This window comes from Staphylococcus sp. 11-B-312 (assembly GCF_016743055.1).
Classification (GTDB): Bacteria; Bacillota; Bacilli; order Staphylococcales; family Staphylococcaceae; genus Staphylococcus; species Staphylococcus ureilyticus.
In genome coordinates this window covers 1023152-1041541 of sequence record NZ_CP068241.1, presented here as the reverse complement: position 1 = coordinate 1041541, position 18390 = coordinate 1023152, and the positions used below count along the sequence as shown (strand labels likewise).

The following is an 18390-nucleotide window of genomic DNA, read 5'->3' as shown; positions in this document are numbered from 1 at the left end:
AAACAGCCTTCGTTGAAATTCAACGAGGCTGTTATTACAATTATCTACATCAGATCATTTAGTTAAGCATTTGCTATTAAGATTTATTCTATACAATTAACTTGTATCATATATACCTTTAATACTATATCGGATATAACTATCAATTACATTAAATATGCTTAATAATCTCTAATCTTTTTAAACCGTTCACGCCAAACTTTAATAAAATCCGGTGCAAAAGGACCTTTTTTTTGTTCAATCCATTGTTGAAGAATATCTACGTTTCTTCGTAAAATTACATCAATATCAGATGAATAATTCATTTGACGCATATGTTGTTCATATTCATCTTCATCTAATAAATGATATTTACCATTGGGATAGACTTTAATATCTAAATCATAATCTATATATTTGAGTGCTTCCTCATCACAGACAAATGGTGAGGATAAATTACAATAATAATAAACACCATCTTCTCTAAACATACAAATAACGTTAAACCAATATTCGGAATGGAAGTATACAATTGCAGGTTCTCTTGTAATCCATGTGCGATTATCACTTTCTGTTACCAATGTATGGTCATTACCACCAATGACTACATGATCCGTACCTTTTAAAATAGTTGTTTCAGACCAAACACGGTGTATATTTCCATCGTGTTTATAACTTTGAATTTTTATCGTCTGACCCTCTTTAGGTATGGACTCTTTAACCATGCTCCACACCACCTTTTCTGATTTCACATATTGAATTATAACATAATTAACGATTACAGAACGACCTTAATTATTTGTTATTAAAAAATTATATATTTTTGACATACTTACTGGAAAATTATAATTAACTTTATCATCTACAGGCATCCACTGCATATTGTTAGCTAATGTAATCTCTTGCCGATTAACACAACTTTTAGATATATACACATCAATATCCCATGTTAAATGTGTAAACTGATGTTTTAAAGAATAAACAGGTTTAGCTTGAAATTCAATTTCTGTAAATAATTGTGTATTAATATTTTCGTTGCTTTCCGCTTCATACATAGGAAATTCCCACATATTATTTAATAATTTTTGAGTTCTTTTTTCAATAAGTAAATCACCCTTTTCGTTACGCACTATATAGACATTTTGTTTTATATGTTTTTTCTTCACTTTAGTCGTTTTTACAGGTAACTGCTCAACTGTTCCTTGTTCAAAGGCTTCACAATGTTCTTGTACAGGACAAAATAAACATAACGGATTTTTTGGTGTACAAATTAATGCGCCTAGTTCCATCATCGCTTGATTAAAAGTACCTGAATCTTCTTGAACATATGTTTCTAATTCTTTTTCAAATGTTTTTCTCGTAGTTTGTAATTTGGTATCGCGATAATCATTATTTAGTCTTGACCACACTCTAAAAACGTTACCATCGACTGTTGCTAATGGAAGGTTGAAAGCAATACTCATGACTGCTGCTTTGGTGTATGGACCAACGCCTTTCAGTTCTCCAAAACGCTTCGGATCATTAGGAACCTCACCATTATAATTTACCGCTACATCTTTGATTGCATTATGGAAGTTACGTGCACGACTATAATAGCCGAGTCCTTCCCAATATTTTAGCACTTCATCTTCATGTGCGTTGCTTAAATCAGTTATTGTTGGAAACCTACTTACAAATTTATGATAATAATCGATAACCGTCTTCACTTGAGTTTGTTGTAACATTACTTCACTTAACCAAATATAGTATGGATTTTTAGTTTCTCTCCATGGCATTTGTCTTTGATTTTTCTCAAACCATTTTACGAGATTATTTTTAAATTCTGATTCGTTATACATGTTATACATCTCTTTCTCTACGTGATTCTAAAACTTTTTTTCTTCATTTTAGTATGTTAATTTTATTATTTAGTATATTAGATTATAATAGAAATAATATTGAAATGAAATGAGAGGATACTTATGGATACAGGTACGCATATTGTCATGGGTATTGGATTAACCGCTTTGGCAACACAAGACCCAGCGATGACTGGTTCATTTGCAGCAACTGCAACTACTCTAATCATCGGTTCTCTGATACCAGATGGAGACACAGTTTTAAAACTTAAGGATAATGCCACTTATATATCAAATCACAGAGGTATAACACATTCAATACCTTTTACAATTCTGTGGCCATTACTTATAACTTTATTTATATTTACATTTTTTAAAAATATTGATGCTAGCCATATCTGGTTATGGGCTCAGCTTGCGGTCTTTCTTCATGTCTTTGTTGATATATTTAATTCATATGGAACCCAAGCGCTCAGACCCATCACAAATAAATGGATTCAACTCAGTGTCATCAATACATTTGACCCAATCATATTCATCCTTTGGTGTGTCGGCATTTTGCTTTGGGTATTAGGCTTACATCCATACCTTTCATTTTTCCCTATTTTTGTTATTCTTGTTGTTTATTATATTATTCGGTTTAGGATGCAAGCCATCATTAAACAACAAGCGCTTAAACAAATAAAGCAAGAACATAACCCTGTTAAAGTTTTTGTTGCACCTACCATGCGATTTATGGAATGGCGTGTTGCTATTCAAACAGAAAATCACGATTATGTTGGACGCAGTTATGGTAGAAATATCGTTTTTAGTGATAAATCTGAGCGTCATCCTTTTCCTAGTAATGATTTAATGCAATTTGTTAAAGATGATAAAAACATAAAAACTTTCCTTAACTTTTCATCTATATATCGCTGGCAAGCTAGAAAGCTAGATGATGACACGACAGAAATTAGACTAATCGATTTACGCTATCTAAAAAATGGTCACTATTCTTTTGTAGCAATCGCACATCTAGACGAATTTATGAATATTGATCATTCTTATATTGGTTGGGTGTTTAGTGAAGATAAATTACAAAAAAAATTATTTGCAAAGTAAAAATTTTATTGGTAGTAACAAAGGCTGGGGCACAAGATTGTGTCTCAGCCTTTACTAATAAGATTGAAAATGACTAAAATCATTATTTATGGTTTGTATTTTGAGCAATTACATTTTCGTTATGATTTGAATCATTTTTTAATTTGTCATCAGTATCCTTTTTCTCATGCGCAACTCTAAATTTCTGATATGCTGTCGTTCTAAACAGAGCAAATATCAATGCACAAGCTGTCGCCATTAAAAATATAAAATAAAAATGGTATGGTATATTATTTAAGCTTAATGCACCTAAAACAACAGACTGTGAGATTCCCTCTATAAGATAAAATAACGGGTTCAACATTAAAATATGAGAAATTACTGTTGAATTACTGGACGGAATATACACAATTGGTACGAGAAAAAACATAATGACTGATAATATATAAAATATGATATCTACATTATTTTTGGTAATAGTTAGTAAACCAAATACTGTAGAAATAACTACGACAAAGATAATTGACATTATAACAAAGTATATTGTCGATGGAATGGAACTCTCTATATTAACTGGTGTCATTAATATAATCATCATTAACGCAATAAACATTAATAAATTAGAAATAATAGCTATCATAATCGTTTGAAAAATTGGATTCAAATTAAAAACTTTAGCAGTAAAATACTCTTTTTTAAACAATTGATAACTTTGATAAATAGCTATCCAGATAAATGAAAAACTTATTAATGCTGCTAATCTAAAATAACCACGTGCTTGTTTTATTTCTTCTGTACCATTCACATTAAATATGAACATTAGCAGACATAATAACAGGATGCTAATAATAAATGGTATTACAAACCATTTCCATTGCCCCTTTAATCGATGGTACAAGTGTTTACTTAAAAATGGTGCATTCTTATAAAAATTAATTAAATTATCTATCATTTACTACACCTACAATTCAATATATATCCATTTATCATTTTTAAAATCTGCCATGAAATAACCATCACCTGATTTAGTAATCCAGAAGTTATTATCAATATTAAATTTCTCTTTTAACTTCGCTTTATCTTTCATCGGAATTGTAAACCCGGAAAGTTTATTTTGATCATTAAATATCATTGCAATCGGTTGTTGAACGATAGGTACAATAAAGCGATCATTTTTCCCTTCTTCTGGAACTAGTGAATCTGTCACAGTACCATGCTTTTTATGTAAGTGACTATTAAAAAATTCAAAATAATTACTATAATTTTTACTCATAAATGGCGCGAGTGCATCTCCACTATGTTCTTCAAATAAACCTGCTGGTTCAAAATAACGAATATCTTTTTTCCCGACTTTATAAGACTGATTATCGACACTAACACGATAATTTTTTGTGTTTTCCCCAGTAATGGTAAGCAAAGCGTACTTGCTAGGACTTAACTCATTTCCTTTTTTTAGATTCTTTAATTTAACTGAATCATCTAATACGATTCCATATGATAGTTTAGCTTCGTAAGGATTTTTAGGTTGGTTTTGAATAGTGGCTTGGTCTTCATTTTGTCCTATGTTAATTTTACCAATATCATTAAATATTAACACTGCTGTTAAAAGCACACCTAGTATACAAATAGTTATAAATGTCCAGAATCTAACTAGTACAACCGGTGGTTTAACGTGGTTATATCTTTCAATTCGTTTGAAATTATAAGTTAACTCAGGCGTACGCGCTCTACTTTTTTTCCAATCTAAATCAAAATTTCGTTTTTCTTCATCACTTTCTAAAGATGCTCTATCTCTCTCATGTTCATTAAATACAGGAATGACTTGTTTAATAGAACCTTCCATTCTAAGTTGACCATGCGAAACCCACGCTATATAATTACTTGCCTTACTAACTCTTTCAACATTGTCATCTATCATAACAATGGTTAAATTATTATTTATGTATTCATCTGATAGTTCAATTGCTTTTTCAAAATATTCATCCGTTAAATTTTGCAGTATTTTATTAAAAATAATAATACTTGCTTTAGATGTTCTGGCAAGTGAAAAAAGTATGCGGGCATATACTTCATCTGGTAATTCACATATAGGCGTATCACTTTGCGCTTCGACATGTGCATATTTTAGAACTTGTTCAACTTTATGCGTATTGACTTTGTATGGGAATAATGTAACTGCATTAGATATGTAATCTTCAACCGATATATTTTGAGCATATTTATCGTCTATATCTGCATAAAACAAATCTGTTTTGCGCACAACTCTTCCCTTATCAGGTTTAATTTCACCACTTAATATCCGACCTACAAGAGATTTTGAAGACGCAGGCTCACCGATGATGCCAAGTGATTCACCTTGATAGATATGTAGATTAATATTATTTAACTCTATGTTATCTGCATCATAACCAAAAGGCTGATACCACTTTTTTGATTTTTTATTTCTATAGTAATGTGTTACATTAAGTAACTTTAAAATAATTGAACTACCCATACTATCTTCATCCTTCTACAGTTTTAATAATGCTAAGGGCAAACCTTCTTCTGGCTCTGAACTATTGATTCTGAATCCCCATGCAAAAATACCTTTAAGTCGTTCTACCTTAAAATAACTTTTTGTACCATCATTCAGTTGATAAATTTTGCCAAGTTCTACTTTATTTCTATCTACTAAATAGCTTTCTGCTATGATTGCTTTACTTGCATATACGTCATACTCGTTATAAATACCATTCATTTCTGCTTTGCGCATTTGTTCTTTATACCCTTGAATTTCATGACGTAATTCTATTTCACTCATTTCACTCAATTTCTTCCGTTCCATTCTCAATTCCACTCTCTTCTAGTTTAGATTTTATTTTATCATATTGATAGCCTTTTCTCATAAGTGTTTCAATCGTTTTATTGACTAATTTTCTACCTGTATACTTTTTCGAACTCTTAGTATACGCTTTTTCTAAATCGTTTTGTAATAACATGTCTAATGATTCTTCTGATTGTGAAAAATCTAATTCTTCCATCACAATGTTAATCGTTTCAAATGTATAACCTTTTTGCATCAAAGATTGTTTCAACTTTTCTTCACGCTTTATTTGTGGTCCTTTTTTTTGTTTCAATATTTTATTTGCTAATTTTATAATCTTGTCTAAAGGTTGTTCTTCATTATATAAAAGCGCATATTCATCAATGATATTTTGCTCTATACCAGCTTCGCGTAATTTTTGTTTGAAAATTTCAGGTCCTTTATCCGTAGTTAAAATCATAGTGTTTTTTAAACTATTCGCGTAGTCTTTATGATCTATTAAATTTTGCTTATGGCAATAATCTAATACATCTGCAATAACACTTTCTGAAATATCTTTCTTTGCTAGATGCTGTGCCACTTCGTGCTCAGTTCTTTTTCTATATGACAGATATTGAATCGCTATATTAATCGCTTGTCTATATTGCTCATACTTTTGAATTTTTTCCATTTCAGCTGCTTCAACAAGTTGTCCCTTTTTAAGATTGAAATAGACAAAAGTATCAATATCAATACCCATCTCAAATTCATCATCTAAATATAAATTAAAACGTTCTTTATTGTTTTTTTGAACTTCTATTTTTGTGATTTTCGGCATTATCTTCACTCCACTTATAAGAATAACTTATATTGTTTATGAATGGAATTATAGTGATTTTTATTTGCAAACTTCAACTTCATTATTTTTATATACAAATTATATCATGGTTCAAGGTTTATTCCTTTCACAAAATGACATCGTTAATCTACAAATTTCAATATATTTTATAGTACTTAACAAGCATTTAAAAAACCTTCATTGCACAGTTGAAATTAACGTATTTTGTATTTTTAAAATATTTAAAAAAGCCCCTTCCAAGCATTCATTTTTTCATGACTACTAAGGCAGGGACTTCTCTTTGACAACTTATCTTATACTTCTCGTGATACTTGCTGATATTACTATAATCATACGCCTAATTCTAATAATGCATTTTTGTATTGTTCATCTGAAATAAATTCTTGTTGTTTCATTTTTTCTAAATCCGTTTTCACTCGATTTATGAAATTATCCGACATATCATCGATGTTATAAACACTAGGTGCATTAATTTTGCTTGCTAAAATGGCACTCTGTAAAACTGAAATTTGTGGCAACTCTTGATTATTTTTATCTGTCGTAACCCCAAAGTAATAATTTGCAGCTGATTCTACTGAATAATTATCACTACCGTAATAAATGTTATTCATATAAAAACTAAGTATTTCATCTTTACTGTAGTTTTTTTCAACGCGATGAGCTACAAACAATTCTTTAACTTTACGTGTAATAGACTGTTCATTATCATAAAAATAATTTTTTACTACCTGTTGCGTGATTGTACTTCCACCTTGTACATTTTTATCACTTAATGTCGAAAAAAGTGCCCTTGACGTTCCTTTTATATCAAATCCGTGATGCCTATAATAGCGTTCATCTTCCATAGCTATAAATGCACCTTTAGTATATTCTGGCATGTTTGAGACAGATACAAACGAATTCTTATTTTCTATTTTTTTTAATTCATCAATATCTGCGCGCGTACTCAAAGCATACATTATAGCAATAAATATTCCTAAAACAATTAAAATAGGAATAAGCAATTTGAAGAAAAGTCCTTTTCCTTTTTTCTGTTTTTTTGTTTTTGTTACTGGCTGAAAATAAGTATTATATTGAGGTTCGTTTACAGTATCAGCTTGAGATTTTTTGGTTGTTTGCTTATAACGATCGCTTCTTTTCATGCGGTAGCTCCTTTATATTGCTCTCATATCATTATAAGTGAGTTTATCAATTGTTGGAATTTTTATCTATAGTAAATCATAAAAATCGGTCCAAGGGTGTATATGTAACTCCTATCATGGCATTATGATCAAAGCTTTTAAAATTTATAATATCTCAATACCAAAATACGGTTTGAATTTAAAATTCAATGCTAATAAGAAACAAAAAAGTTGCCTATATTTTATAATGAACCACTTTAGCACATTCAAAGTAAATTCATCTAAAACATAGACAACTATTTCATTAATACCATTTTTTAAAATTGACGTACCACAAATGATTAGGCATTTAATTGATCTACGATTGCTTTATTAAAGTCATCTAAATCATCAGGTGTACGACTAGTTACAATATTCTTATCAACAACTACAGATTCGTCAACAACTTGTGCACCAGCGTTCGCTAAATCTTTACGAACATTTAGTACTGCAGTTACTGTTCTACCTGATAAGTCGTCTGTATCTATTAAAATTTGTGGTCCATGGCAAATTGCAAACGTTGGGACATCATTTTTGGTAAAGTATTTAGCAAATGTACCGTATCTGCCTTCAGAATCACCACGTAGATGATCAGGTGAGAAACCACCTGGAATTAATAATCCATCATAATCTTCTGGTTTTGCATCAGCAATACTTACATCCACAGAAACTTTTTCACCATGTTTCCCAACAACTTCACTATTGGCTTCATCTCCAATAACAACAGTTTCGTGTCCTGCTTCTTCAATTGCTTCTTTAGGACTTGTTAATTCTACATCTTCAAATTCATTCGTTACAATAATTGCTACTTTTTTAGCCATGAATTATCACCTTTCCATATTTATGTTATATACTCTGTATAGACGAAACTAGAGTTTTTTAAACATAAAAACTTTCAATACTCCGAAATTTAATCTGATGATTTCGAAACTGATTTAACTTTTTCTTCTAATTGATCTAATAAGCCAATCCATTCGTCTATGTCTTCTACTTTTACTTCATTTGGGTTCACATGATCGATATCATTCATAAATTTTTCTAATCTCTTTTTTATTTGATCTATTGTTTGATTGTCATCCATTGTATTAGTAACTCCTTTTTTCAGATATTATTATACTAACATGGATTTGACAAATTTTGCTAAAGTCTTAATAATTATAAACTGAAATAATTTAACAAAATTAGAATAATTTCTATATGTTTAACCATTTCATATATTTAAACCTAAACCAAGCTTTAATAAAAGGATGTTTTAAATGACATATCAAAAATCTATATTATCTAGTATTAAAAAACCTATATCTATATTTAATGATCCATGGGAAACCTATAATGATATTCAAGAACATAATGCATTAACTTTAAGTAATATTGAATTCACCACGACGAATCTCTGTAATATGCGTTGCAGTCATTGCGCGGTAGGATACACACTTCAAACTGCAGACCCTTCTCCTTTACCAATAGATTTAATTTATCGACGTTTGGATGAAATCCCAAATTTAAAAACGATGTCCATCACTGGTGGTGAACCTATGTTTTCAAAGAAATCTATTAAAAATGTTGTGAAACCACTATTGAAATACGCCTATGAACGCGGGATTTATGTTCAAATGAATTCAAATCTTACATTACCTATCGACAGATATTTAGATATAGCTGAATATATTGATGTAATGCATATTTCACATAATTGGGGAACGATAGATGAATTTACAGAAGTTGGATTTGGAGCAATGGAAAAACAGCCACCATTGAAAGCAAAATTGAGACTTTATGATCAAATGTTATCAAACGCTCAAACACTTTCTGAACAAGGCATGTTCATTTCTGCTGAAACAATGTTAAACAAAAGTACAAGACCTTATCTGAATAAAATACATAATGAAATTGTTAATGATATGAAATGTCAAAGACATGAAATTCATCCGATGTATCCTTCTGACTTTGCTAGTCAATTAGAGGTGTTATCATTAGCTGAAATCAAAGAAGCAATTCATCACTTACTAGATATTCGACATCCAGATATATGGATGCTTTTTGGTACATTACCCATTTATCCATGTATTTCCAACGAAGATGATCAAGCATTACTACATAGATTAAGAAATTCCAAAAATGTTACGATGCGAAATGATCCAGATGGTAGAAATAGATTAAATGTGAATGTGTTCTCTGGAAACATTATAGTGACTGATTTTGGTGATGAAAATGGTACTTTATCAAATATTAAAAATGATAAACTCACAGATGTTTTTGATGCATGGTTAAAGACACCTTTAGCACAATCATTAAACTGCCATTGCCCTAAATTTAATTGCTTAGGACCAAATGTACTCGTAAAAAATATGTATTATCCTGATACAAATTTCAAACAAAATGAAATAGATATGCATCGACGTTATCCTATGCATTGATCATCTCTATTAAATTTGATAATTCAATCAAAAAAGGAATGTCATTTTCAAATAAGATGAATATCCTTAGTCAAAACTAAGATTTCAATCATCATATTCGGAATAGACATTCCTTATCTTTATTCAATATGCTGCACACTAGCTAAAAACTCAATTGTTTCTTTACTTTCTTGTCTTCTTTCTTTACGGCGTTTAACCCTCGCTAATGCTGTTTCATGAAACCAGTTTTCAGTTTTTGATTCTGGATACACTTGCGGTACATTTGATGGTTTACCTTCATTGTCCAGTGCAACAAAAGTCAAAAAACTCAGTGCTGCTAGGTGCCTTTCATTTTTCAAAACATCCTCAATTGTAATTTGTACACATACTTCCATTGATGATGTACCTGCATATGACACCATTGCCTCATATGATACGATATCGCCCGTTTTAATTGGCTTTAAAAAATCAACAGAATCTGTAGATGCCGTAACAACTTGTGCGTTACTATGCTTCATTGCTGTAATTGCTGCTATTTCATCAATGTTAGCCATCAACATTCCACCGAACATCGTATGATGATGATTCGTATCTTGCGGAAATACTTGTCTTGCTTTAACACTTCTCGATTCAGACATCGATTTCATTTTAGTAGTTCCCATAATATATTCCTTCCCTTTTTTAAACTTAAGCAAATATAAATTAGGAGTGGGACAGAAACCTATTTTTATTAAAAAGATTTCGCCGTCCCACCCCGAAAATGATGATTTTAATTGGAAAATATCTAATGATTAAACTATTTTTATTTTAAAATGATTAATTAGCCCAATTACCATTTTCAAAAATCAGTTCTTGCTCGCCACTTGCTGTGATTCCATAAATCGTTAAATCAGAACTACCAATCATAAAGTCGACATGAACCAGTGAATCGTTTAATCCATGTGCTAATTTTTCTTCAGTAGTCATCGTTGTGCCACCCTCAATATTAAAGCCATAAGCTGAACCTAATGCAATATGACAAGAGGCATTTTCATCAAATAACGTGTTATAAAATATTGTATTCCGATTAGAAATTGGGGAATCGTCTGGTACTAAAGCCACTTCACCCAAGTGTTTGGCTCCTTCGTCTGTATTCAGTAAATCACGTAGCACTTCTTCACCTTGTTCGGCTTTAAAGTCTACTACTTCACCATCTTTAAATGTAAGTGTAAATCCATCAATAATATTACCGTTATGGCTTAATGGTAATTTATTCGTTACATATCCATTCACTTTCAATCGATGCGGTGCTGTGAATACTTCTTCTGTCGGAATATTAGCAACAAATGCTTGACCATTCTCTGTATAACTCGTTGCATCTTCCCAAATATGCCCTTTTGGAAGTCCAATTTTTAAATCAGTTCCTTCAGAGATATAATGCAAAGCCTCATAGCTTTTATGTTGCAATTTATCTGCATGTTTACTTAAATTTGCAATATGCTTTTCCCAATTTACCACTGGATCATTTCCGTCTACACGTACAATGTCTAGGACTTCATCAATAAATTTTTCATATGCTGCTTCTACAGTTAATTCTGGGTATACACGTGCTGCCCACGCTTTTGATGGAAATGCAGCTACACACCAAGGAAATTGATTTTTCTGACTTGCTTCCATATAACCTTTATATGCTGTAGCGTATTGTCTTTGGAACGTGGCTAATTTATCACTATCTATACCATTTAATAAATCTGGATCCTGAGTAATTAATGCTAGATTTGCTGCACCACGGTTAACATAATCCATGCGTTTAGCTACCTCGTATGTCTTAACTTCATTTTTTTCAAAATGTTCAACTGTTTCATTTTCAAATTTAAGACGTGCTAAACGATCATCACTATACTCTACTTTCACATCTGAAGCCCCTCTTTTATATGCTGCTTCAACTATGTAATGTGTCAATTCTAAAGCATCTACGCTTGAACGGATGAATACTGGTTGGCCTTCTTGTACGTTCATGCCAATGCCTGCTAATAATTCAGCGTACTGTTTCATTTTATGTTGTAATTGCCCCATATTTAAACTCTCCCTTATTTACGAATTTGTCCAAGCGCATCTGCAATTGCTGAAGCTTCACTTGGCGTAAATGAGGCTTTCGAAGTTACATAATCATATACCTCTTTTACTTCTTGCGCATCAGCAGATTTATATTTTTCGGGATTGATTAAACTTTGATTAACTAGATTTAAACGATCACGAATTTCTTCAATCATTTCTTCGTTATTTTTAGTCACAACTCTCACCTCTTTTTAATTTATTTTATCAAATTTGCTAACCTTGTAAAACTTTTATCATAATTCCTCTTTAGAAATGATTAAAAAAACATTAAAATGGGAAATAGGATTATATAATTTGGAGGTCAATATATGATTACAGTTGCATTTGTTTGTTTAGGAAATATTTGTCGTTCACCTATGGCAGAAGCTATAATGCGCCAAAGATTAAAAGATAGAAGTATCGATGGTATAGAAGTCACTTCAAGAGGTACAGGTAAATGGAATCTTGGTCAATCACCTCACGAAGGGACACAAAAAATATTAACTGAACATCATATTCCATTTGATGGGATGATTAGTGAACTATTTGATTCTAACGACGACTTTGATTATATTATTGCTATGGATCAAAGCAACGTTGATGATATTCAAAGTATTAATCCAAATATTAAAGGAAAATTATTTAAATTGTTAGATTTCAGTGATATGACTGAAACTGATGTACCAGATCCTTATTATACAAACAATTTCGAAGGCGTGTATAAAATGGTACAATCGTCTTGTGATAATTTAATTGATTTCATTATTAAAGATGCTAATTTAAGAGAGGGGTAACAACATCATGCAAAACAAATTAATTCCAGGTATATTATTAGGTGCTGTAATAGGAGGCGCAGCAACACTTGCTGACAAATCTACACGCCAATCATTAAAACAATCAATTAAAGATATTAAAGAAGGTAATCGTTCACAAAAGCCTTCAGCATTTTCTAACATTAAAGATGAAGTTTCATATTGGAAAGATGCAATTGAAGAAATTAGACGTAATAATCCTGAGTTAGAACGCTCTTTAAAAGATGCAAAGGATACATTTGTTGAATGCAAAAATAATCGTTTGAAAAATTAAGGAACAGCTTTACTAATGAACATTATAAATGTTTATCTATTTCATATTTATAAATTGAAGTGAATCGTCAAAGATGACTAGCAGAAATATAACATAGTCAACTTAGCGGGGGTGGGAATTGGAAATCAACTTGTTAGTTATGATTTCTTTCCTACCCTCTTTATTTTTGATTTATTATCTGATATTTTATTTCTCAAAAGATACTTTATTTCAAAAGAATGTGGCAACACATATTTACCTTTAATAGATTTTACAGTATATTAAACTGTATACGTAAAATATCAGTATACAAGGAGATTTGATATGTCTAAAAATGAAAAAACATCTTCTAATTTTCTGAATGAAACTAAAGAAGTTGAAGAACAAAAGAACAAAAAAGATAAGCACGAACAAATTGAACGTGATCGCATATACATAACACCAAATGAATTCAAATCGAAATCACCAAAAAAAGATAATCAAGAATTTTTTGTCTCACGTATCAATAAACCAGCAAAATATACTAAAGATTCAAATTTTTTCTCTTATTTAGTATATAGAATAGGAAAAGACGATGCATCAGGATTATCAGCACAATTATCCTATTATTTTATGCTGTCACTATTTCCTATGTTACTTTTCTTGTTATCTATTGTGCCATATCTCGGTATTAAACAAGGTTCAATTAGAAGCATGATTAAGGAACATGTACCACAAGATTACGCACCACAAGTATCATCTATTATCGGTGATATTATGGACAATGCTAGTGGTGGCTTACTATCTATTGGGTTAATCGCAGCATTATGGTCTGCATCCAACGGTATGACTGCATTAATGAATTCGTTCAATGTCGCATATGATGTTGAAGATAGTAGAAACTTTGTAGTTTCTAAACTATATAGCGTGTTATTCACCTTAGCAATGATAATCGTAATGCCAGTTGCGCTTGTTTTACCTACATTTGGTCAACAAATTGGCGATCTATTATTTGGGCCTATTGGACTTGGTGAACAAGTGAAATGGGTATTTGATACAGTACGTTTTGTATTGCCCGTTATTGTCGTTCTAATTGCATTTATGGTTTTATACACATTAGCGCCAAATGTTAAAATTAAAATGCTTTCAGTTATACCCGGTGCTATTTTTGCAACTATCGTATTTTTAGGCGGCTCTTATTTATTTGGTATTTATATTTCAAACTTTGCTAATTATTCTAAAACATATGGTAGTATTGCCGGTATCATTATATTAATGCTATGGCTTTATATCACTGGTTTTATCATCATCATTGGTGCTGAAATCAATGCTATTATGCATCAAAGAAAAGTTGTTGCAGGTAAGACACCAGAAGAAATTACCATTGATCAACTTGAAGAAGAAAAAAATAACGATGTAAATGAAACGACTTAATTTTCTTTATATATAAATTTAAAAAGCTAAAACCTAGGCACACATTATTTGCTTAGGTTTTAGCTTTTTTTATTGTATTAAATTATGTTGAAATGCATAAATTACAGCTTGAGTTCTATCTTGTACTTCTAATTTACTCAACACGTTACTGACATGTGTTTTAACTGTTTTGATTGTAATATGTGAAGCACTAGCAATTTCCTGATTTGAGTATCCTTTAGCGATTAATAATAATATCTCCATCTCACGTTCAGTTAACATCTCATATAATTCAGCGCGTTGTTTCATACGATTCCTCATCTTAACCAACACTTCTGCTTCAAACACAGATTCATCACGATATGTTTTACGTATCGCTTCGGCGATATCGCTGGCACTTGTCGTTTTTAAAATATAACTATCTACACCAGAATCTAAAGCACGGTATACTTCATTATCTTCAATATAACTGGTTAGCATAACAACTTTAATGTGTGGCAAATCTTTCTTGATTTGTTCTGTAGCTTCTACACCATCCATATCATCCATGAGTAAGTCCATTAAAATTAAATCAGGCTTAAGTTCATGTGCTTTTTCAATTGCATCTTTCCCCGATTGCCCTTCTCCGACTACTTCTATATCTGGTTGAGTAGATAAATAACTAGAAATACCAATTCTGACCATTTCATGATCATCAACAAATAATACTTTAATCGGCATACGAATCCTCCTTATTTAATGGGGCTTTAACTTCAATCCGTGTTCCTGAATCTGGCAGTGATACTATATGAAATGTTGCGCCAATTTCAAGTGCTCGTTCACGCATATTTTTTAACCCATAGCTTTGTTCTACCTTATCATCAACGTTAAAGCCTTTACCATCATCTTGTATACGTAATAATAAATATTCTTCTCTATTAAACAATTCAATTGTAACTTTTGTACCTTTTGAATGTCTTAATGTATTTGAAATTGCTTCTTGTGTAATTCTAAACAAATGATCTTCAATGCCTTTAGGAACGTCGAAATCCTCAATATCATGTACGACTTTCATTGGCACTTTTTTCTGTAGATCAACTACTAAATCTTTGATACCTTGGCCAAGTGATTTATCCTTCAAGCCAATTGGTCTTAAATGTAATAGCAAGGCACGCATTTCTAATTGTGAATCTTGGACCATTTTTTCCAATACTGGAATTTGTTGATCTAAAGGTGCTTTCAAATCAGTTTCTTTAATGGCAGAGAGCATCATGCTTGCTGCAAATAGTTGCTGGCTAACGGAATCATGTAACTCACGAGCCAGTCTTTGCCTTTCATCTTCAATTATTTTTTTAACTTTCACATCGTTCATATTATATGATTCATTCGTTAAATTTTGTGTTTTTAAACGTAATTTATGAACTTCTTGATTGAGCGGTACAAGTGTCTGATATAATTCAATTGTTTCATTATATAATTCTATATTCTGGTCGTTGATACCAACTGTTTGTCCTTCAATAGAACGTTCAATTTGATCTTGTAACCAATGATTTTGTTGGTTGATTTTATATGCTAATACTGAGCCAACTATGATGCATAGTAATATAACTAATAAATTAATAAATAGTAAAACTGGAATACCAAAGATTTGTGTATAAATCATACCTTGAAAATATATAATATTCACAAATACTTTATCTATAAAAAACATAGCGAAAAATGTACTATAAACTAATATCAACATCGACCCTATTGCTCTTATGTAGTGATTCATTTATAAATCACCTCAACATCTCCTATGAATGTTGACAAATAGACATTAACAGCATAATTATCTTCTTTTGTTTCTTCAATAACTTTAATATTGTTGTTTTCAACTTTATATGATGTTTCATTGACGTATGCATTGCCATAAAGTGCTGAAAAATGTAATTTTATATTGTAATTTAAAGGCACAATAATTTGCACTTTACCTAAAAAATGTCTGATTACTACCGTATTATGTTCTCTAATATTAGCAGCTTTAGACATATCTATATGAATATCACCAATACCATGCTGTATTTGTAAATCTTCCCATTTATAAACATAAATAGGTGTACGTTGCTCACCAAACCACTTTTGTTTAATAAATTCTGGAGATTCTACTGCCTCTTCTGTCGCAATAATTTTCAACGGTTTAAATCTATAAAAGATATATCTCACTATTAACACAATTAAAAATATAAATAATATAATAATCGTGTATTTATTAGATAATAAGGTAAAAGCAATAAGTAATACCCCTATCCAAAATGATAATAAACCTCGTATTTTATGAAAATATAAATATCCTACATAAACCAATATACAGCCTAATAATAATACAAAAATAAAGCCAATTTTTTCAAAGAAAATATAGTAGAAATTAGCTATTATCATTAATGCTGTAAACACAATCAACATCTCAGTTGATATATATTTATGAGTCATGTTTCGCCACCTTTCTTCAAGCGACTAAACTAATTTGTTCGATTAAATCACATTCTGTTTCAACATTTACTTTTTCTTTAGCTTGTTGTGATAAATCGGCTACAATACGTGCGTAGTCTGCTTCCATTTCATTCAAATCATTTTTAATTTTTTCTATATCATAGTGCTCAATTTCCTGTGCACATTCAATATCAGATTCATCTAAAATGTCGATATATTTATTTTCTAAAGATAATGTTAAATGATCTATTAGCCTAGCTACATAAGTTTTTCTTTCAAATAGATAATTTATGTACATTTCTATACTTCTTAATTTTTTATCAAGATATTGTCTATACTCAATTAAGCTTGAATAAAAGGTTTGTTTGGTCATTTTTTCTAAATAAGTCGTAATATAATTCATAGAATCACCTCATGATTGATTAGATTCTATTATAAAAAATATCCGGAACCATTAGTATAGGCTCCGGAACCATCTTATATTAGGACTTTAGACCGAAACTTATTCTAATCTATTTTAGTAGTTAAAACTGGTCCTTCTTTCGTTACTATAACGGTATGTTCAATTTGAGCAACAAAGCTTTTATCTTGCGTTTCAAAAGCCCATTCATTTTTACCTTCTGTGACAAATGTTGCTTTTGAAGAAATAAATGGCTCAACAGCAATTACAGTGCCTTCTTTAAGCAATGTTTTATCTTTTGGATCATAATAATTCATCACATGGCTTGGAGATTCATGTAATGACTGACCTACACCATGACCTGTTAAATTTTTAATCACAGTTAAATCATTTTTACGTGCCGTCGCATGGACTGCTTTACCAATTTGACTTAGCTTCGCACCAGGCTTGATTTTGGTCATAGCTGCATCAAATGCTTCTAATGCAACATCACAAACTTTTTGTTTCAATGGATTATCCGCTTCACCAACTACAAATGAAATCCCTGTGTCCGCATAATAGCCATTTTTCAAGGCAGAAACATCAATATTTACTAAGTCGCCTTCACGAATTTTTCGTTTTCCAGGAATACCATGTGCCACTTCTTCATTTACGCTGATACAAGTTTGGCCTGGAAAGTTTTCGTCATGAATTGGCGCAGAAATAGCTCCATGTGCTTCAAATAAATCTTTTGCAATATCATCAAGTTCTTTTGTAGTAATACCAGGTTTAGTAGCTTCTTGCATTTTGTCTCTGACAAGTGCACAAATGTATCCAATATCTTTTAGTGCTGTTAATTCTTCTTCTGTTTTTACAATCATTTTATCCCGTTCCTTTTTGTAAATTATATTCCTTCTTATTATAGCAGACTTT

At 30.9% G+C, this 18390-nt stretch carries 22 protein-coding genes; 5 read left to right on the top strand and 17 right to left on the bottom strand.

All coding sequences use genetic code 11. The features are described from left to right. Positions 1 to 161 precede the first annotated feature (161 nt). Both ntdP and mutY read right to left on the bottom strand, forming a co-directional pair. A complete protein-coding gene (ntdP, locus tag JG554_RS04850; RefSeq protein ID WP_019469633.1) occupies positions 162 to 704 on the bottom strand; it encodes a nucleoside tri-diphosphate phosphatase in 543 nt (180 codons plus the stop codon). A gap of 66 nt (positions 705 to 770) precedes the next feature. Beyond that, positions 771 to 1817 carry an A/G-specific adenine glycosylase gene (gene mutY, locus JG554_RS04845; protein WP_070039299.1) on the bottom strand — a complete coding sequence of 349 codons (1047 nt, stop codon included), beginning with the start codon at positions 1815 to 1817 and terminating at the stop codon, positions 771 to 773. A 123-nt stretch (positions 1818 to 1940) separates the two neighbouring features. Here mutY and JG554_RS04840 point away from each other — a divergent pair, with 123 nt between their 5' ends. Next, positions 1941 to 2918, top strand: a complete 978-nt coding sequence (locus JG554_RS04840) for a metal-dependent hydrolase (RefSeq protein WP_070039297.1) — start codon at positions 1941 to 1943, stop codon at positions 2916 to 2918. Positions 2919 to 3000: 82 nt separating this feature from the next. On the opposite strand, the gene JG554_RS04835 is transcribed toward JG554_RS04840, so the two are convergent. The 7 genes from JG554_RS04835 to JG554_RS04805 form a co-directional block, all read right to left on the bottom strand. Continuing rightward, on the bottom strand, positions 3001 to 3849 hold the full coding sequence (locus JG554_RS04835; protein ID WP_046207941.1) for a sugar ABC transporter permease: 849 nt from the start codon (positions 3847 to 3849) through the stop codon (positions 3001 to 3003). A gap of 9 nt (positions 3850 to 3858) precedes the next feature. Further along, positions 3859 to 5391, bottom strand: coding sequence for an ATP-binding cassette domain-containing protein (locus tag JG554_RS04830; protein WP_203265380.1), 1533 nt, complete (start codon positions 5389 to 5391; stop codon positions 3859 to 3861). Between the two features lie 15 nt (positions 5392 to 5406). Further along, the gene (locus JG554_RS04825; protein WP_046207943.1) at positions 5407 to 5721 is read right to left on the bottom strand and encodes a YfhH family protein; all 315 of its coding nucleotides are present in this window, start codon (positions 5719 to 5721) and stop codon (positions 5407 to 5409) included. After that, positions 5699 to 6517, bottom strand: coding sequence for a recombination regulator RecX (gene recX, locus JG554_RS04820; protein ID WP_046207944.1), 819 nt, complete (start codon positions 6515 to 6517; stop codon positions 5699 to 5701). The genes JG554_RS04825 and recX overlap by 23 nt, the downstream gene beginning before the upstream one ends. Before the next feature lie 350 nt (positions 6518 to 6867). Further along, the gene (gene sgtB, locus JG554_RS04815; protein WP_046207945.1) at positions 6868 to 7680 is read right to left on the bottom strand and encodes a monofunctional peptidoglycan glycosyltransferase SgtB; all 813 of its coding nucleotides are present in this window, start codon (positions 7678 to 7680) and stop codon (positions 6868 to 6870) included. Positions 7681 to 8000: 320 nt separating this feature from the next. Beyond that, positions 8001 to 8519 carry a type 1 glutamine amidotransferase domain-containing protein gene (locus JG554_RS04810; protein WP_046207946.1) on the bottom strand — a complete coding sequence of 173 codons (519 nt, stop codon included), beginning with the start codon at positions 8517 to 8519 and terminating at the stop codon, positions 8001 to 8003. 89 nt (positions 8520 to 8608) lie between these two features. Further along, complete coding sequence (locus tag JG554_RS04805) at positions 8609 to 8779, bottom strand: SE1561 family protein (protein WP_019469624.1); 171 nt, start codon at positions 8777 to 8779, stop codon at positions 8609 to 8611. Between the two features lie 175 nt (positions 8780 to 8954). On the opposite strand from JG554_RS04805, the gene yfkAB reads away from it, so the two are divergent. Beyond that, a complete protein-coding gene (gene yfkAB, locus JG554_RS04800; RefSeq protein WP_176745331.1) occupies positions 8955 to 10115 on the top strand; it encodes a radical SAM/CxCxxxxC motif protein YfkAB in 1161 nt (386 codons plus the stop codon). Positions 10116 to 10234: 119 nt separating this feature from the next. Here yfkAB and JG554_RS04795 read toward each other — a convergent pair whose 3' ends face one another. The 3 genes from JG554_RS04795 to JG554_RS04785 form a co-directional block, all read right to left on the bottom strand. Next, complete coding sequence (locus tag JG554_RS04795; RefSeq protein WP_046207947.1) at positions 10235 to 10756, bottom strand: acyl-CoA thioesterase; 522 nt, start codon at positions 10754 to 10756, stop codon at positions 10235 to 10237. 154 nt (positions 10757 to 10910) lie between these two features. Further along, positions 10911 to 12149 (bottom strand): aminopeptidase, encoded by a 1239-nt coding sequence (locus JG554_RS04790; RefSeq protein WP_064209715.1) that lies wholly within the window; start codon positions 12147 to 12149, stop codon positions 10911 to 10913. A gap of 14 nt (positions 12150 to 12163) precedes the next feature. Then, on the bottom strand, positions 12164 to 12367 hold the full coding sequence (locus JG554_RS04785) for a DUF1128 family protein (protein WP_046207949.1): 204 nt from the start codon (positions 12365 to 12367) through the stop codon (positions 12164 to 12166). A gap of 132 nt (positions 12368 to 12499) precedes the next feature. Between JG554_RS04785 and JG554_RS04780 the strand changes: the two genes are divergently transcribed. The 3 genes from JG554_RS04780 (at position 12500) to JG554_RS04770 (ending at position 14648) form a co-directional block, all read left to right on the top strand. After that, entirely contained in the window at positions 12500 to 12964 is a 465-nt protein-coding gene (locus tag JG554_RS04780) for a low molecular weight protein-tyrosine-phosphatase (RefSeq protein WP_046207950.1), read from the top strand. A 7-nt stretch (positions 12965 to 12971) separates the two neighbouring features. Then, positions 12972 to 13256, top strand: coding sequence for a YtxH domain-containing protein (locus JG554_RS04775; RefSeq protein WP_203265379.1), 285 nt, complete (start codon positions 12972 to 12974; stop codon positions 13254 to 13256). A 303-nt stretch (positions 13257 to 13559) separates the two neighbouring features. Continuing rightward, positions 13560 to 14648 (top strand): YihY/virulence factor BrkB family protein, encoded by a 1089-nt coding sequence (locus tag JG554_RS04770; RefSeq protein WP_046207952.1) that lies wholly within the window; start codon positions 13560 to 13562, stop codon positions 14646 to 14648. Positions 14649 to 14717: 69 nt separating this feature from the next. Here the strand turns inward: JG554_RS04770 and vraR are convergent, their stop codons facing one another. From vraR to map, 5 genes are all read right to left on the bottom strand, one after another. After that, on the bottom strand, positions 14718 to 15347 hold the full coding sequence (vraR, locus tag JG554_RS04765; RefSeq protein ID WP_019469616.1) for a response regulator transcription factor VraR: 630 nt from the start codon (positions 15345 to 15347) through the stop codon (positions 14718 to 14720). After that, positions 15337 to 16380 (bottom strand): sensor histidine kinase VraS, encoded by a 1044-nt coding sequence (gene vraS / locus JG554_RS04760; RefSeq protein WP_046207953.1) that lies wholly within the window; start codon positions 16378 to 16380, stop codon positions 15337 to 15339. The genes vraR and vraS overlap by 11 nt, the downstream gene beginning before the upstream one ends. Beyond that, the gene (gene vraT / locus JG554_RS04755) at positions 16377 to 17078 is read right to left on the bottom strand and encodes a cell wall-active antibiotics response protein VraT (protein ID WP_064209716.1); all 702 of its coding nucleotides are present in this window, start codon (positions 17076 to 17078) and stop codon (positions 16377 to 16379) included. Before vraT ends, vraS begins: the two co-directional genes overlap by 4 nt. Before the next feature lie 16 nt (positions 17079 to 17094). Then, positions 17095 to 17481 (bottom strand): hypothetical protein, encoded by a 387-nt coding sequence (locus JG554_RS04750; RefSeq protein ID WP_019469613.1) that lies wholly within the window; start codon positions 17479 to 17481, stop codon positions 17095 to 17097. A 104-nt stretch (positions 17482 to 17585) separates the two neighbouring features. Then, positions 17586 to 18338, bottom strand: coding sequence for a type I methionyl aminopeptidase (map, locus tag JG554_RS04745; protein ID WP_046207955.1), 753 nt, complete (start codon positions 18336 to 18338; stop codon positions 17586 to 17588). Positions 18339 to 18390 lie beyond the last annotated feature (52 nt).

Bases quoted from the DNA above. Each gene is read 5' to 3' on its own strand.
- JG554_RS04795 (WP_046207947.1), bottom strand. From the start codon at position 10,756: ATGGGAACTACTAAAATGAAATCGATGTCTGAATCGAGAAGTGTTAAA.
- JG554_RS04790 (WP_064209715.1), bottom strand. From the start codon at position 12,149: ATGGGGCAATTACAACATAAAATGAAACAGTACGCTGAATTATTAGCA.
- yfkAB (WP_176745331.1), top strand. From the start codon at position 8,955: ATGACATATCAAAAATCTATATTATCTAGTATTAAAAAACCTATATCT.
- vraR (WP_019469616.1), bottom strand. From the start codon at position 15,347: ATGCCGATTAAAGTATTATTTGTTGATGATCATGAAATGGTCAGAATT.
- vraT (WP_064209716.1), bottom strand. From the start codon at position 17,078: ATGACTCATAAATATATATCAACTGAGATGTTGATTGTGTTTACAGCA.
- map (WP_046207955.1), bottom strand. From the start codon at position 18,338: ATGATTGTAAAAACAGAAGAAGAATTAACAGCACTAAAAGATATTGGA.
- vraS (WP_046207953.1), bottom strand. From the start codon at position 16,380: ATGAATCACTACATAAGAGCAATAGGGTCGATGTTGATATTAGTTTAT.
- JG554_RS04775 (WP_203265379.1), top strand. From the start codon at position 12,972: ATGCAAAACAAATTAATTCCAGGTATATTATTAGGTGCTGTAATAGGA.
- ntdP (WP_019469633.1), bottom strand. From the start codon at position 704: ATGGTTAAAGAGTCCATACCTAAAGAGGGTCAGACGATAAAAATTCAA.
- sgtB (WP_046207945.1), bottom strand. From the start codon at position 7,680: ATGAAAAGAAGCGATCGTTATAAGCAAACAACCAAAAAATCTCAAGCT.
- mutY (WP_070039299.1), bottom strand. From the start codon at position 1,817: ATGTATAACGAATCAGAATTTAAAAATAATCTCGTAAAATGGTTTGAG.
- JG554_RS04805 (WP_019469624.1), bottom strand. From the start codon at position 8,779: ATGGATGACAATCAAACAATAGATCAAATAAAAAAGAGATTAGAAAAA.
- JG554_RS04825 (WP_046207943.1), bottom strand. From the start codon at position 5,721: ATGGAACGGAAGAAATTGAGTGAAATGAGTGAAATAGAATTACGTCAT.
- JG554_RS04835 (WP_046207941.1), bottom strand. From the start codon at position 3,849: ATGATAGATAATTTAATTAATTTTTATAAGAATGCACCATTTTTAAGT.
- recX (WP_046207944.1), bottom strand. From the start codon at position 6,517: ATGCCGAAAATCACAAAAATAGAAGTTCAAAAAAACAATAAAGAACGT.
- JG554_RS04770 (WP_046207952.1), top strand. From the start codon at position 13,560: ATGTCTAAAAATGAAAAAACATCTTCTAATTTTCTGAATGAAACTAAA.
- JG554_RS04840 (WP_070039297.1), top strand. From the start codon at position 1,941: ATGGATACAGGTACGCATATTGTCATGGGTATTGGATTAACCGCTTTG.
- JG554_RS04780 (WP_046207950.1), top strand. From the start codon at position 12,500: ATGATTACAGTTGCATTTGTTTGTTTAGGAAATATTTGTCGTTCACCT.
- JG554_RS04830 (WP_203265380.1), bottom strand. From the start codon at position 5,391: ATGGGTAGTTCAATTATTTTAAAGTTACTTAATGTAACACATTACTAT.
- JG554_RS04750 (WP_019469613.1), bottom strand. From the start codon at position 17,481: ATGAATTATATTACGACTTATTTAGAAAAAATGACCAAACAAACCTTT.
- JG554_RS04810 (WP_046207946.1), bottom strand. From the start codon at position 8,519: ATGGCTAAAAAAGTAGCAATTATTGTAACGAATGAATTTGAAGATGTA.